Source organism: Rhizobium sp. USDA 3886 (genome assembly GCF_056279785.1).
The window spans coordinates 772288-786273 of the sequence record NZ_JBWCDC010000003.1 but is presented as its reverse complement, the minus strand read 5'-3'; the positions used below and the strand labels follow the sequence as shown (position 1 = coordinate 786273).

Here is a 13986-nt window from a genome sequence, read left to right as displayed (position 1 = left end):
GCAGCAGCCTGGCCCTAGTTGCAGGGGTTCACGGTGAAGCCCGCACGATACTCGGCGAGGTGCTTTTCGCGGTCGGCAGGCGTCATTTCGCGCAGCAGCGTCAGCGGCGACATGATGGTGTGGCCGCGAACGTCGTCGAGAGTCCACATATCCTTGGCGTCGAAGCTCAGGTGCGGCTGCGGGACAAGGGTCTTGCCGTCGGAGCGAATGAAGTTCAGATCCTTCATCGCATCGCCGAGATCCCAGCCGTGATAGACGGTTTCCCACTCACGCTTTCCGCTGAACCGGCCCATGGCCGGCGTCGGTCGGCCCTGATACTCGTCCGAGAACGCCTCGACGGCCGTCCAGCGGTCCAGTTCGTGCGCAAATGTGTGGATCTGCCCGTCGATCTCGTCGACCACCATGTCCTCGCGGATAAGGCAGGGTACCAGGCAGCTCCAGCAGCGGTGCGGGTAGACGTATCCGACATCTTCGTTGAAGGTGATGATCTTCTCGCCGCGCTTGCTCAGCTTGGCGTGCCATTTCCAGAAGTCGCCGAATTCAGCAAACCAGCCCGGATATTTATGCTCGAACCACTCGAAGTCCTTGTCGGTCTGGGCTTCGATCCGCCAGAAATTGAGCGGCCAGCCGACCGTGAAGAACTGGGCCACCTTGTGGACATAGTTCTTCTTGGTAATGCGGTTCCAGGCTTCGTGGACATCGTCGTGGTGAACCTTGATGCCGTATTTTTCGAGCGGCAGCATGTAGGTGCGGTAGTAGTCCTCGAAGATCCAGCGGTGCCACATTTCCGCATAGGATTCCTTGTTCTTGTCGCGGTTGGTGGTGCCGTATTCGATCAGGGTGCCGATGGCCGCGTCGACGATCGCATGGTTCTGCCAGAAGGCGTACCGCAGGTCGCGCTCCAGGAGCAGATGGTTTTCCGGTTCCTTCAGCGCCGCCATCAGGAGAGAATGGCCGTTGCCGATATGCCGGCTTTCATCGGACTGCACCGACAGGAACACGGTCGGCAGCGCATAGTCGCCATTGCGGGCGGCTTCCGAAGGCATCGCCACGAACAAGGTGTTGGTGAAGGCGGTTTCCGCGACCACGGTCAGGTACATGCAGGCCGAGGTCATCACGTCGCCGGTGATGAAGCCTTCGCCGAACTGGCGGCCGATAGTCGTGGCGTAGCACTTGCCGAAAGCCTCTTCCGTGATGTCGAAGCCCGCCGGGTCGATGTAGTTCTCCATGTACCATTTTTTCAGGTTCATCTGGATGGTCGAATGACGGAACTCGTCGACCATTTGCATGGTGAAGCCGGTGCGCAGATCCTCGCCGGGCGCGATGCGGGCGACCATTGCCATGGAGCGAGCGGCCGAAATTTCCGGAAAGGGAATGATGGCAAGGAACAGTTTCATCCACTCGACCCAGCGCGGCTGGACGTTGCGGAACATGTCGCCGCGAAGGGCGGCATCGAGCGCGCCGTAGACGCGGTTGTCCTTTTCCTCCTGCATGGGGAAATAGGAGCGCAGCACCTGTTTCATCGGATCGCGCGGCGCCTTGGTGATCTTGTAGTCGGTCGGAAACGTCATCGCTTCCTGGACATAGGTGGGATTCCAACCGAGGTCGGAAATCTTCTTGGTTGCCTCGCCAACGGAAATACCGCGCTGCGAGGTGATCTTGTTAAGCGTCAACGACGACATCGTCATCAGCCTCCACTGTGTTTGAACCGCGGACCTTGCCGGCCCCGGCTGGAACGGCGCCGTGAGCGCCGCGAGCGAAAGGTGGAACGGCAGGCATAGGGCTGCGCCAAAGGCGCGACCAAGGTCCGGCCATTCAAGTGGATCATGGCAAAGGTTTTTGGGGGGAATGATCCGGACACTCCCGTTCCGGACTGTTTAAAACCGTACTCCCCATTCCTTCGTTCTTCTGGCGTCGCTTGAAACGCGATGGCTTCTTATGGAATAGACGATGCAAAGGCCGTGCCAGTTTGAAAATGTAGCGCTGGGAACGATTGGTAAAGGTGAATATCCGTTATGTGTAACGTTATTTTACAATTGTAATTTACAGTATGTAATGTTCTATATTATGTGCATATGCAGCATAATTTCTTTCGTGTGCGAATGAAATAAAATTAGACATAATTTTCTTCATACCTATATTTTCCAATCCATGGATAATTCTTTTACGTGGAAAAACTCATGACAGATAATCGCGGACCCGGTTCGGCGGAACGCCCCCGGGAAGATATCAGCACAGCGCTGGCGCGGCTCATGCCGCGCGATCTCGTCTTCGCCCTGCATTTTGTGGGCGAAAGTCAACATCTGATGCAAACTCATTTCCAGCATTTCATCCTGGCCGAACTGGCCGAGACCGGGGTGACACAGGACACCCATCCGATGATTCACGCCTTTGCCGAACGGCATGCACTGATGCTGCGCGAGTTCGTTTTTTCCGGCGTATCGCTGTCCCGGCAGGTTCGCATTGAGGAAATGGAGCAACTGACGGGGGATACGATGATCCGCGTCGATGTCTGGGATCAGCTTCGCGACCATGTGGTGATGGCCGAACATCAATTCAGAACACAGCTACCGGAACTACCGACCATTCTGGAAGCCTGGAAAGCGCCAGACGCCCCACGCCGTTGAATGGGCCTCCATCCGATAGAGACAGGGAGTTTGCAATGACCAGCACAGACAATGCGGCCGACGATCTCATGAGACGCCGCGTCGAACGCGTCGCCACTGTCTCGCTGCTGACCGCAAGAGCATTGAAGCTGACGCAGGCGGCGGCCGGGATGGAAATGGACATTCTGCGCCTCGAGATGGAAATCCTCCGCAATCCCGCCAACAGGAAACTGGCGCAGGAATTGCTTGATACGGAGAACAACGCTGCGGTGATGCGGAAGGCCCAGGCCGATTGCGCCGGGGATATCGCCGCGGCGGAAAGGAAGATCGCGGCCCTGGACGAGCTGATCGCGACCGCAAAGGGAGAATGACATGAACCAGCAGACAATGCCGAACGTAACTCTGTTCGATCTTCTGGCCCGCAATTGGCAGCGCCAGGCACCGGTCCATCATCTCTGTTTCAACGAGGACGACACGCTTCTGGCGATCGGCTCAGTGGATGGCGCGCTTGCGCTCGCCCGCCTCGGCGACAACGAACCGCCGGAATCGCGTATCGTGATCGACAACGGGCAGACGACGATCCAGCCGCGGGAGGGTAGGCCCTCGCCGCTGATCAGCACGCGCATCCATGAGGGTGCAAGGCTCTCGGCCTATCGGGACGGAGCGTTTCTCGCGGCAACCCGTAGCGGCGAACTGCTGCGCGTCGATCGGTCCGGCGCGATCGTGGCAAAGGTTTTGTCCGACAAGGGGCCGATCTGCGCCTTCGATCATTGCCGCGCGACGGATCTCACCGTGGCGGTGTCCCATCGCCTGCGCCTGCAATCGGGAGAGACGGACACGATCCGCGAGATCGATCTTGGTGACCGGAGACCGGCCATCGCGTCGATCGGCGGCGATGGCCGGCTGGTCGCGCTGGCCGGTTCGGGCAGTCTGAGCATTTGGCGCATTGCCGATGATCCCGGCCCGCTGATCGAGGTGTCCCTTCCTTCGCCGCCGCTGTCGTTGAAATGGAGCGCGGATGGCCGATGGCTCGGTTGCGGGCTTCAAACCGGCGGGCTCGTTCTGCTGAACGCCGACACAGGGCACCACGTCATGCTCGGTGATTTTCCCGGACCGGTCGCAATGCTCGACTGGAGCCCGGCCGCCAACACGGTGCTGGCCTCCGGCGCCTATCGCATCGCCGGCTGGTCGATGGATGCACCGCCGCCCGGCGCGCGCGCCACGGGACGCGGAGGCTTCATCATGGTGGATGCCGTCGCGGCCCATCCGGTTAAGGCGCTGGTTGCGGCCGGCTATCCGAACGGCCGGATTGCCATTGCCCCGATCGGATCACCCGAGGAACTGATCGTGCGGGATGCCGGCGGTCCGGTCACCGAGCTGCGATGGTCGAAAGACGGTCGCCATCTGGCTGTGGGCGATGCGCTCGGCAATGCGGCCATCGTCACCTTTCCGAACGAGATCTTCAAATAACAACCCTGAAAACCGATAGCGGAGGACATCATGCAAGCGGAACGCACCATTGAAGAACAAAGCAAGGACCGATTTTTCGAGAAAATTGCCAGACTGTCGGAAGAGATGATCGCGGCTCACGGCAAGGACTTCAGCATGGGCGCGCTGGTGCTCGGCGCACGATGGATCGCCGAGGGCCGCCTCGAGGCGGAGCGGAAAGCCAATTGATTCCATTGGAGTCGATCCGGCATACCGAGATGGCAGCGCGTTCATCTGCTGCCATCTCGGTTTAGGCGTTGCGACGGAAAACGATCTGCGTATTTCGCTCTTCCAAGTAGAGCAGACAAACCGTGCGCAGTACGGATGCCAGATTCGACATGCCGCCGGGCAGGGCCAACGCTTCATCATACAGTGCCGATATCAGCTTGGCGGTCGAAAGCCCTTCCATCTGCGCCATGTCTTTGAGGGCGTCCCAGAACGCCGCCTCCAGCCGGATGCTGGTTGAATGTCCGGAAATGCGCACCGACCGGCTGATCTTCGTGAATCGGTGCGGGGTCTGCGCTGTCAATATCTTGCACATCATATCTCTTCCTCCCACGATGTGTCGCCTTACGGCAAAGGCTCCCCGCCGGTTGACCTGGCGGAGAGCGGATGCATGCTGGACCGGCATATCAGGGAATGAGCACGGCGCGACCGTGGATCTTGCCGTCGCGCAGATCCCGGAGCGCCTGGTTGGCATCGGCCAGCCGGTATTCGACGGTGGTCAGATCCACGAGCCCGCGATCGGCCAGCGCCATCAGTTCGGTCAGCTCTGCCCAAGTGCCGACCAGATTGCCGATTATGTTCTTTTCGGTGATCACCATGTCGACCGTGGCCACGCGGATGTCCTCGCCGTAGCCGACGACATAATAGCTGCCCATCGATCGAGTCATGGCGAGCCCCTTGGTCGTCGTGCCTTTCTCGCCGACGAAATCGATGACCGCCTCGGCGCCTTGACCGCCCGTCAGTTCGAGAACGGCCTCGACCTCGTTGCCGTCCGCCTTCACCGTCTTGTCGGCGCCGATCTTTGCGGCCAGTGCCAGAGAAGCGTCAGATTTGTCGACGACGATCACATCCGCCGCGCACATCGCTTTGAGGCATTGCACACCGACATGGCCGAGCCCACCCGCGCCGATGACCACACAGGCCTCGCCCGGCAACAGATGCCGCGTCGCCTTCTTAACGGCCCTGTAAGCTGTTAGTCCAGCATCGGCGTAAGGTGCCACCTCCTTCGGCGCCAGCGTCTTCGGCAGCGGCACGATGTTGCGCTCCGATGTGCAGAGATATTCGGAATAGCCACCATTGCAATCCAGCCCCGGAAACTTGCCTGGCCCATGCATGTCGAAGCCGCGCCGGCACGCTAGGCAGGTACCGCCGGAAATCTTGGGATGCACGATCACCGGATCTCCGACCTTGATACCTTCGACTTCCTTGCCGATGGCCTCCACCCAGCCGGCATTCTCATGACCCATAATGAGCGGCAGGAGATTGTTGCCGGCAGGGTCCATATGCGGCCGCCAGACCCCTTCTATGATGTGGAGATCAGTGCGGCAGACGCCGGCTCCCCCGATCCGGACGATGACATCGGTTGATTTGGTTATGGTCGGATCGGAGACTTCGCGCAGCGAAACCCATTGGTCCGCCGTCAGGTTATCGTCGTATTTGGTTAGAACTTGCGCCTTCATGCCTTTTCTCCTCCAATTGCCGGATTTGTACCCGTTGCAGGAGTCAATCAGCAAGCCTCATGCCAAGCGAAATTTTGTCGCAATATCAATGATATGAGCCAGGTCATCCGCTCGGCAGATGTTCACCGATTGAACGCTATGAACAGCGACACTGTACAGTTTCTGTCTATTGCGCCACCTTGCCCAATGCTGGTACTTTGGCGGAAATGATGCATGAGGAGGAGACATGCAGCATCTTTCGGGAATGGACCGCGCACGCAATGCGCTGGAAAAGGGCGAGCGCTTCCCTGTCGGCGCCCTGCAGCCGATCGTTGCCGACAGCTGGCAGCGATGCCGTGACATCGACCTCGACCCGCGGGGCACGCCGCGTCACAGTGTCGTCGCCTTTTCCGACGTAAAGCATCGCCGCGAGGCCAATGCCGCGATGCGTCTACTTGCGCTCGCGGAGATGCAACTCCTGCACTCACAAATTGCCGGCTCGAATTTCATGATCGCGCTTGGCGATGCGGATGGCATCGTGCTCGATACGATCAGCGACCAGCATTTCGCCAATAGCGAGGCCGGGCGGTCGATCATTCCCGGCAGCATGTGGAGCGAAAGCGAGCGTGGCACAAATGCGCTGGGGCTCGCCGCCATGGTCGAACAGCCGGTTGCGATCTACGGCCGCGAGCATTATTTCGCCTGCCACAGCCATCTGAGTTGCATGGCCGCACCGATCTTCAATTCCGATGGCAAGATCCTTGGACTGCTCGATGCATCCTGCGCACATGAGGCCCGGCAGGAGCACACGCATGCTTTGGTTCGCATGGCCGCCGCCCAGATCGAGAACGGCCTTGTCTATCGGGACCATTCCAAAAGCTTCGTCTTCGCCTTCCATCCGCGTGTGGAATATCTCGACACGCTTTCCGCGGGGCTGATTTCCGTGTCGCTGGATGGCGAGGTCGCGTCGATCAACCGCCCAGGCAAGGCATTCCTCAACGGCCTGTCCGCGGCGCCGGGCAGCCATTTCGATATGCTGTTCGAAGCGGGGTTCGGCCCGGCGGTCGATGGCCTTCTGAAAGGTGGTGTCATCCGCATCCGCGACCGGGCGGGCAGCGGCGTCTTCATGGTCTGCCGCCAGATCGGCGAACGCCGCACGGCCATGCCGAAGCGTCCTTTGCCTTCCATTCCGGTGCTGCTGCGAAAAGAAGACGCGCCGGACTTCGTCTCGGACGATCCGGCGATCAAACGGTCGCTCAACGATCTTGCCGAAGCGGTGCTACTTTGTATGCCAGTGCACATCACCGGTGAGACCGGCACCGGCAAGGAGCTGATGGCGCGCCATGTCCACCGGCTGAGTGGACGCAAAGGGGAGTTCATCGCGTTCAATTGCGGCGCAGTGCCGGAGGAATTGTTCATCGCGGAAATCTTCGGTCACGAGCGCGGCGCCTTCACCAGTGCGCGCGCGGAAGGCGCTCCCGGCTTGGCTCGCTTAGCTGATCGCGGCACGCTATTTCTCGACGAGGTTGCCGATATACCGCTTGCGGCACAGACATCGCTGTTGCGCTTCCTTGACACCATGGAAATCCGTGCCGTCGGTGGCCAAAAGACGCAGAAAGTGGATATCCAGATCGTCTCGGCGACCAATCGCGATCTGGAAGACATGGTAGCGCAAAGACAGTTTCGGGCGGACCTCTATTATCGGCTGAACGCATTCGCCATCCGCCTGCCTGCGCTGAAAACGCGAACTGATTTTGCCAGTGTCGTCCGCCATCTGATGGAAAAGATGGCGCCTGGAACACCCGTGACCGATGCCGCAATCGCCACCCTCTCGCAACGGAAATGGCCGGGCAATATCCGAGAACTCCGATCCGTGTTGCAGCGTGCGCTGGTTCGCCGACGCGCCGACTACATTGACGAAAGCTGTTTCGACGAAGCCGGTCCCGTCTCCGACCTTTCTCGCGACTGCTGCGACGAATGCCGGGGCCGACCGCTCAGCCGCGCGAAATGTCAGGAAATCCGATCAGTTTACCAGAAGACCAATAAGAACATATCACGAACGGCGCGGGAACTCGGCCTGTCGCGAACGACGGTCTACAAACATGTGCGGACAGCAGCTTAGAGATAGCGCCCGCCACGCTGCAACACTTCGATCTTGTAGCCATCGGGATCGCTCATGAAGGAAAATCGGGCGAGCTTTTTGCCGTGATGATTGAAGTTCACCACCGTGCCCGGATTGTAGCCGAGCCCAACGAGGCGCTGGTGCTCGGCGTCGAGATCGTCAACCGAAACGGCGAGATGGCCATAGCCGTCGCCGAGCGCATGGGATTCGGAGCGGCCTTTGTTGACCGTCAGCTCAAGTTCGAATTCGCTTTCCCGATTGCTCAGATAGATCAGTGTGAACGTTTCAAAATCCAGCCGCTCGGCAACCGCAAGACCGAAAGCCTTATGGTAGAATTCGACCGACCGCTGCTCCTGGAGAACGCGGATCATAGAGTGGATTGTCTTGGCCAGGATGCAACCCTCAAATTTCAAAACCAAGTGCAACCTATAGAGCCATTCCGAGTGAAAAAGCAGTAATTGTCTACCACGCGGTTAACCAACGTGGTGTCTCGCTCACCTTGGATGCGCCGACCCATTCTTGTCGCGTTTTAATCGGAGGACAGTGGCCAACAGTATCGGTTTGGCTGATGAACAAGCATAGCACCAAGGCTAAAACGAAAAGATGGCGCAAGCTGCATCTCGACCTTGGCCAGAAGACCATAGTTGTGAGGCTCATCGAGCTTTCTGCTCTATCCGCAAATTGCGCGTCAACCGCGCGAGGTTCTTTCCAAGGCGAAGCCAAAGAAGCGGGCGTATTCGCGGCTGAACTGCGTCGGAATTTCGTAACCCACCCCGAAGGCGACCGACGTCACCTCACCCGGCGGAGTGCACCATTCACATTCGCAACGAGCCAATCGACCGACGGAGCGACAAGGTCGTGTGCGCTGCGTCCAAGACAGTCTTCAATCTGATTTGCTCAGCTATGCCTTCGAGTGCCTAGGCTCTCCAAGTGGATGACGTCTCAGAAAAGCAGTCACTTGTTCCGCAACATCCCCCGGCGCGGAGTCCGGGAAAAAATGGCCGCCCTTGATGGCGTGGGCCTCCATGGAGGTGCAGCGATCCGCCCAGGTCGCGGGCAAGTCATAGAGTTTGGCCATGGCGCCCGACGCTCCGTAGAGGACCAGTGCGGGAGCGGATAAGCGTTTCCCCCGATCCACCAGATCGTCGGCGAGATCGACCGCCAATGCGGCGCGATAATCGTTGCAGCCGCCCGCGATCGCCTCCGGATCGTGCCATGAAGCCCGGTAAGCGGCGAGTTGTTCGGCATCGAAATCCGCCGGACCAGTAGCGCCCCAGCCGAACAGGCAGGTTTCATAAAAGAGATCCGGATTGGCCTCGATCATCCGTTCCGGGAAAGGAGCGGGCTGAGCGAGGAAGAACCAGTGCCAGTAGCTTTGAGCAACTTCCTTGCGAAGGTCACTCAACAGGACCGCCGTGGGGACGATGTCCATCAGCGTGAGGCTAGCCACCGCCGCCGGATGGTCAAGGGCCAGCCGATGCGCGACACGGGCACCGCGGTCGTGCCCCACCAGATGAAACCGCTCATGCCCGAGCGTACGCATCAGTCCGGCCTGGTCGGACGCCATAGCGCGGAAGCTGTAGTTGGCGAGATCGGGTTGGGCCGGCGGCTTGCCGGAGGCGCCGTAGCCGCGCAGGTCGGCACAGATCACCCGATATCCGCGCGCAACCAGCGCCGGTGCAATCCGTGCCCAGAGCGCCTTGTTCTGCGGAAAGCCGTGCAGCATCAGCACCGGCTCTCCCGCACCCGCGGCGACATAGGCGATCTCCACGCCATCGATGGTACTCCGGCCGCTTTCGAATTCCTCGAACATCCTCGCCTCCCCTTGCGATGCGACTACAGCGCTTCCAGTGCCAGGGCGATGCCCTGCCCGCCACCGATGCACAGCGTGACGACGCCTTTCGACAGCCCGTCGCGTTTCATCGAATGGAGAAGCCGCGTGGTGAGGATCGCTCCCGTCGCGCCGATCGCGTGGCCATGCGCGACGGCGCCGCCTTCGACATTGACGATATCCTCCGGCAGGCCAAGCTTGCGCATGACTGCGATCGGCACGGCGGCGAACGCCTCGTTGATCTCGATGCGCTCGATGTCGCCGAGCGTCCAGCCGGCCTTTTCCAGCGCTTTGCGAACGGCCGGAACAGGACCGAGGCCGAACAGGCCAGGCTCGACGGCGGCAACCCCATATCCGGCTAGGCGCGCCATGGGCTCGAGATCTTTCGCATCGGCAAAGCCGCGCTCGGCGACGATCATCGCCGCGGCCGCACTGTTCAGTCCCGGCGCGTTGCCGGCGGTGATCGTGCCGCCCGGACGGAAGGCCGGTTTGAGCCGGGCAAGCGATTCGATGGTCGTATCCGGACGCGGCGCCTCATCTATTGCGAAACTCTCGGGCCCCTTACGACCTTTGATCTCCACCGCAACGATCTCGTCCGTGAACCGGCCGGCATCCCGCGCGGCGGCGAAACGCTGCTGGGAACGCGCGGCAAACGCGTCCTGCTCCTTACGAGAGAGCTGGAACTTGGTGACGAGGTCTTCCGTGTGCCAGCCGGAGTGCTCGCCGGAGAAGGCGTCGTTCAGCCCGTCGGTCAGCATGCTGTCGAGGATCTGGGCCGGTCCCATGCGGTAGCCCCATCGTCCGCCGTCCATCAGATAGGGCGCGCGGTCCATATTCTCCATGCCGCCGGCAATGGCGGCATCGCCGTCGCCGGCGGCAATTTCCAGCGCGGCGGACAGGATCGCCTGCGCGCCCGAGCCGCAAACGCGGTTGACGGTCAGCGCCGGGACGGAGACGGGAAGCCCGCCCCCGATGGCAGCCTGGCGCGCCGGGTTCATCCGGCTGCCGGCCTGGATGACGTTGCCCATCACCACGGTACTGACGTCTTCGCCGGTAAGCCCGGCGCGTCGCAGGGTTTCCCGCACAGCGATCGCGCCAAGTTCGGTGGCGGGCACGCCCTTCAGCGCGCCGTTATATCCGCCAATCGCGGTGCGAACCGGATGGGCGAGGATAATGTCACGTGTACTCATGGTCTATCTCCCTGTCTGGATGGTGGCGCTGCTGGCGCAGCCTTCAGGCAACGGCCCGCGGTGCATTTTCACCGGAAGCCCATGGCACGGACTTCCTGACCGATGCGGACGGATCGAGGCTGCTGACACTGTCGAGCCGCTCAAGCTGTTCCGCCGAGAACGCGACCGCGAGCGCCCCGAGATTGCTGGTCAGTTGCGTCGGCGAACGCGGGCCGATCATCGGGACTGCGCCGTGGGTGCCGGCCCAGGCAATGGCCACCTGATCGGGGCTGACACCGAGTTCGCCGGCGATCTCGAGCACGGTGTCGAGGATCTTCGTGCGCTGCGCAGAATTCTCCGCCTGGAACACATTGCCGCCCAAGCCTTCGGCCCGGCCCTTCTCGCCTTGCCGGTACTTACCCGTCAGCATGCCGCCGCCGAGCGGCGACCATGTCACGACACCGAGTCCGAGCGCCTCGGACGCCGGAAAAAGGTCCGCTTCGGGTTCGCGATGGACAAGGCTGTGCTCGAACTGTGCGGCGGCGATCGGAACCGCGTGGGTGAACTCCGCCAGCGTCACCGCGCGCGAAAGCCGCCAGGCCGGAAAGTTCGAGAGGCCTGCATAGAGAATCTTGCCGGCGCGAGCGAGATCTTCGAAGCCCCGGACGATTTCTTCGGCAGGCGTCACTCCATCGGGATGATGCGCCCAGTAAATGTCGATGCGGTCCGTTTTAAGCCGTCTGAGGCTCCCCTCCACGGAAGCGACCAACGCCTTGCGGCTGTTGCCGGTGACAAGCCGGTCGGCATTGGGCACCGCGCCGTTGGTGAACTTCGTGGCGAGCACGAAATTCTCGCGACGCCCTTGCAGCAGCGAGCCCAGAAGCTCTTCCGACTGACCGAACTGATAGATGTCAGCCGTATCGATGAAATTGCCGCCGGCCTCGGCATAGGCGTCGAAGACCGTCTTGCTTGTGTCGGGGTCGGCGCCATGCCCCCAGCCTGTGCCGAAGTTTCCGGTGCCAAGCGCGATTTGCGAGACCCGAAGACCGGTCTTTCCGAATGGCATATATTTCATGAGCTTTTTCTTTCTTTCGCGCCGTGGCGAGACATTGCCAACGACAATGCGATCCTTGCGGTTAAGGGTGTGGCAAGCTCGCGGACGAGGACGATCGAGAGCGCTGCCAGCAGAGGCCGTCTTTACGCGCGTTACCCGAGCGACGATTGATGAAGCGATCACCCTCGACTTCAGCGAAGCGGGTCGGCGCTGTGAAGTGCATGTCTGCCATGACGTGCTCCTTGTGTTGGTGGCCATTATTAATTATATACGTCATCAAAAAGTCAAGCTATAATGATGAATAACATCATAGGCCGTCGAAAGGGCTGCGAAGTGCGGATCACGAAGGAAAAGAAGCAGGAAAACTACGAGCGGATTCTCACCATCGCGTCCGAGATGTTTCGCGAGCACGGATTCGACGGCGTGGGTGTGGCGGAGTTGATGGAGCGCGCCGGGCTCACCCATGGCGGCTTCTACAACCACTTCCGGTCCAAGGAGGAGCTGATTGCGGAGGCGACCGCGAGGGGTTTCGGCGAGACCGCGGAACGCTACGCAGGATATGATGCCCTCGCCGCCATCGAGCTTTATATCTCACGCCAGCACCGGGATACGCGCGGCCAAGGGTGTCCGGCTGCGGCACTGAGCTGCGAGGCCGCACGGCAGCCCGATGAAACCAGGTCGGTTTTTGCCGCAGGAATAGAGAACCTCCTACGCGCGTTCGAGGCCGACATAGCACGAAATCGCGCGCCCGGCGCCGGATCGCGCGCGCTGACGATCAGCGTCCTCGCCCAGGCCGTCGGAGCCGTCGTCCTTTCGAGGGCTTGCCCGGATGGTTCCTCCTTGGCGGATGAAATCCTGGATGCCTGCCGAGCCGATTGCCGCGACGCCATCGCAGGTGTGCCCGAGCAATAGGGCCGCGCTTGCGCGGCCCTATTGCCGTCACGTCAGGCCGACGCGGCGATAGTTGGGTAGTCGGTGTAGCCCGCCGAACCGCCGCCGTAGAGCGTCGATGGATCGAAGCCGGCCAGCGGCGCACCGGTCTTCAGGCGATCGATAAGATCCGGATTGGCGATGAACGGCTTGCCGAAGGCAAACAGATCCGCCAGCCCTTGCGCGTGCCTCGTCGCTGCGAGATCCAGGTCGTAGCCGTTGTTGGCAATGTACGTGTTCTTGAACCGGCGGCGAAGCCCCTCGAAATCGAACGGGGCGACGTCGCGCGGTCCGCCCGTGGCGCCCTCCACCACATGGAGGTAGACGAGGCCTAATTCATCGAGCTTCTCGACGATGTAGTCGAACTGGCCTTGCGGATCACTGCTCGAAACGCCGTTGGCAGGTGAGACCGGCGAAATCCGGATCCCGGTTCGTTCCGCACCGACTTCCTCGGCGACCGCAGCCGCCACTTCAAGCATCAGGCGGGCACGATTTTCGATCGAGCCGCCATAAGCGTCGGTGCGCATGTTGGCTCCGTCCCTGGCGAACTGGTCAAGCAGATAACCGTTCGCGCCGTGAACTTCGACACCATCGAAACCGGCAGCAATCGCATTGGCGGCGGCACGACGGAAATCCTCGATAATGCCAGGAATCTCGTTCAGTTCGAGCGAACGAGGTTCCGACACATCGACGAAGGTGTTGTTCACGAACGTCTTGGTTTCGGCCCTGATGGCGGAAGGTGCCACCGGGGGCTGTCCATTCGGCTGCAGGTGGACATGCGACACCCGGCCGACGTGCCAGAGTTGCAGGAAGATATGGCCGGCCTTGGCATGCACAGCGTCGGTCACATTACGCCAGCCGTCGATTTGCTCCTGGGTGTAGATACCCGGGGTGTTCTGATAGCCTTGACCCTGCTGCGAAATCTGGGTCGCCTCCGAGATGATCAGGCCTGCCGAGGCCCGCTGCGCGTAGTATTCCGCAGCGAAATTTCCGGGCACAAATCCAGCGCGCGCTCTATTGCGCGTCAACGGCGCCATGACAATCCGGTTGGAGAGCGTCAGAGGGCCGAGCACATAGGGCTCAAAGAGTGTCTTGTTGGTCATTTGTCACTTTCACCCAAAA

The 13986-nt window shown here is 60.8% G+C and carries 14 protein-coding genes; 6 read left to right on the top strand and 8 right to left on the bottom strand.

Translation table 11 applies throughout. The annotated features are described in order from the left end of the window. Positions 1-14: 14 nt before the first annotated feature. Positions 15-1688 (bottom strand): aromatic/alkene/methane monooxygenase hydroxylase/oxygenase subunit alpha, encoded by a 1674-nt coding sequence (locus ACZ9BX_RS26620; RefSeq protein WP_476221137.1) that lies wholly within the window; start codon positions 1686-1688, stop codon positions 15-17. Between the two features lie 480 nt (positions 1689-2168). On the opposite strand from ACZ9BX_RS26620, the gene ACZ9BX_RS26615 reads away from it, so the two are divergent. From ACZ9BX_RS26615 to ACZ9BX_RS26600, 4 genes are read left to right on the top strand one after another with little or no spacing between them, the layout of a single operon-like run. Further along, positions 2169-2627 carry a hypothetical protein gene (locus ACZ9BX_RS26615; protein WP_476221135.1) on the top strand — a complete coding sequence of 153 codons (459 nt, stop codon included), beginning with the start codon at positions 2169-2171 and terminating at the stop codon, positions 2625-2627. Between the two features lie 35 nt (positions 2628-2662). Then, the gene (locus ACZ9BX_RS26610) at positions 2663-2977 is read left to right on the top strand and encodes a hypothetical protein (protein ID WP_476221133.1); all 315 of its coding nucleotides are present in this window, start codon (positions 2663-2665) and stop codon (positions 2975-2977) included. A gap of 1 nt (position 2978) precedes the next feature. Further along, positions 2979-4076, top strand: coding sequence for a WD40 repeat domain-containing protein (locus ACZ9BX_RS26605; RefSeq protein WP_476221132.1), 1098 nt, complete (start codon positions 2979-2981; stop codon positions 4074-4076). A 30-nt stretch (positions 4077-4106) separates the two neighbouring features. Beyond that, on the top strand, positions 4107-4283 hold the full coding sequence (locus ACZ9BX_RS26600; RefSeq protein ID WP_476221131.1) for a hypothetical protein: 177 nt from the start codon (positions 4107-4109) through the stop codon (positions 4281-4283). A gap of 61 nt (positions 4284-4344) precedes the next feature. Here ACZ9BX_RS26600 and ACZ9BX_RS26595 read toward each other — a convergent pair whose 3' ends face one another. Together ACZ9BX_RS26595 and ACZ9BX_RS26590 are read right to left on the bottom strand one after the other, a co-directional pair. Further along, positions 4345-4638, bottom strand: a complete 294-nt coding sequence (locus tag ACZ9BX_RS26595) for a ribbon-helix-helix domain-containing protein (RefSeq protein WP_476221129.1) — start codon at positions 4636-4638, stop codon at positions 4345-4347. Between the two features lie 88 nt (positions 4639-4726). After that, positions 4727-5779 (bottom strand): NAD(P)-dependent alcohol dehydrogenase, encoded by a 1053-nt coding sequence (locus tag ACZ9BX_RS26590; protein ID WP_476221127.1) that lies wholly within the window; start codon positions 5777-5779, stop codon positions 4727-4729. 226 nt (positions 5780-6005) lie between these two features. On the opposite strand from ACZ9BX_RS26590, the gene ACZ9BX_RS26585 reads away from it, so the two are divergent. Further along, positions 6006-7880 carry a sigma-54-dependent Fis family transcriptional regulator gene (locus ACZ9BX_RS26585; RefSeq protein ID WP_476221125.1) on the top strand — a complete coding sequence of 625 codons (1875 nt, stop codon included), beginning with the start codon at positions 6006-6008 and terminating at the stop codon, positions 7878-7880. On the opposite strand, the gene ACZ9BX_RS26580 is transcribed toward ACZ9BX_RS26585, so the two are convergent. From ACZ9BX_RS26580 to ACZ9BX_RS26565, 4 genes are all read right to left on the bottom strand, one after another. Beyond that, complete coding sequence (locus tag ACZ9BX_RS26580) at positions 7877-8272, bottom strand: VOC family protein (protein ID WP_476223052.1); 396 nt, start codon at positions 8270-8272, stop codon at positions 7877-7879. The two genes, ACZ9BX_RS26585 and ACZ9BX_RS26580, sit on opposite strands and share 4 nt — an antisense overlap. Before the next feature lie 509 nt (positions 8273-8781). Next, positions 8782-9693 (bottom strand): alpha/beta fold hydrolase, encoded by a 912-nt coding sequence (locus ACZ9BX_RS26575; protein WP_476221123.1) that lies wholly within the window; start codon positions 9691-9693, stop codon positions 8782-8784. 23 nt (positions 9694-9716) lie between these two features. Next, positions 9717-10901, bottom strand: a complete 1185-nt coding sequence (locus tag ACZ9BX_RS26570; protein WP_476221121.1) for an acetyl-CoA C-acyltransferase — start codon at positions 10899-10901, stop codon at positions 9717-9719. A gap of 43 nt (positions 10902-10944) precedes the next feature. Further along, positions 10945-11955, bottom strand: coding sequence for an aldo/keto reductase (locus ACZ9BX_RS26565; protein WP_476221120.1), 1011 nt, complete (start codon positions 11953-11955; stop codon positions 10945-10947). Positions 11956-12267: 312 nt separating this feature from the next. On the opposite strand from ACZ9BX_RS26565, the gene ACZ9BX_RS26560 reads away from it, so the two are divergent. Further along, the gene (locus tag ACZ9BX_RS26560; protein ID WP_476223051.1) at positions 12268-12846 is read left to right on the top strand and encodes a TetR/AcrR family transcriptional regulator; all 579 of its coding nucleotides are present in this window, start codon (positions 12268-12270) and stop codon (positions 12844-12846) included. A 32-nt stretch (positions 12847-12878) separates the two neighbouring features. Here ACZ9BX_RS26560 and ACZ9BX_RS26555 read toward each other — a convergent pair whose 3' ends face one another. Further along, positions 12879-13967: an alkene reductase gene (locus ACZ9BX_RS26555; protein WP_476221118.1), complete on the bottom strand. Its 1089-nt coding sequence runs from the start codon at positions 13965-13967 to the stop codon at positions 12879-12881. Positions 13968-13986 lie beyond the last annotated feature (19 nt).

Coding starts and splice junctions, on each gene's coding strand:
- ACZ9BX_RS26620 (WP_476221137.1), bottom strand. CDS start 1,688: ATGACGATGTCGTCGTTGACGCTTAACAAGATCACCTCGCAGCGCGGT.
- ACZ9BX_RS26610 (WP_476221133.1), top strand. CDS start 2,663: ATGACCAGCACAGACAATGCGGCCGACGATCTCATGAGACGCCGCGTC.
- ACZ9BX_RS26605 (WP_476221132.1), top strand. CDS start 2,979: ATGAACCAGCAGACAATGCCGAACGTAACTCTGTTCGATCTTCTGGCC.
- ACZ9BX_RS26600 (WP_476221131.1), top strand. CDS start 4,107: ATGCAAGCGGAACGCACCATTGAAGAACAAAGCAAGGACCGATTTTTC.
- ACZ9BX_RS26595 (WP_476221129.1), bottom strand. CDS start 4,638: ATGATGTGCAAGATATTGACAGCGCAGACCCCGCACCGATTCACGAAG.
- ACZ9BX_RS26590 (WP_476221127.1), bottom strand. CDS start 5,779: ATGAAGGCGCAAGTTCTAACCAAATACGACGATAACCTGACGGCGGAC.
- ACZ9BX_RS26585 (WP_476221125.1), top strand. CDS start 6,006: ATGCAGCATCTTTCGGGAATGGACCGCGCACGCAATGCGCTGGAAAAG.
- ACZ9BX_RS26575 (WP_476221123.1), bottom strand. CDS start 9,693: ATGTTCGAGGAATTCGAAAGCGGCCGGAGTACCATCGATGGCGTGGAG.
- ACZ9BX_RS26570 (WP_476221121.1), bottom strand. CDS start 10,901: ATGAGTACACGTGACATTATCCTCGCCCATCCGGTTCGCACCGCGATT.
- ACZ9BX_RS26565 (WP_476221120.1), bottom strand. CDS start 11,955: ATGAAATATATGCCATTCGGAAAGACCGGTCTTCGGGTCTCGCAAATC.
- ACZ9BX_RS26555 (WP_476221118.1), bottom strand. CDS start 13,967: ATGACCAACAAGACACTCTTTGAGCCCTATGTGCTCGGCCCTCTGACG.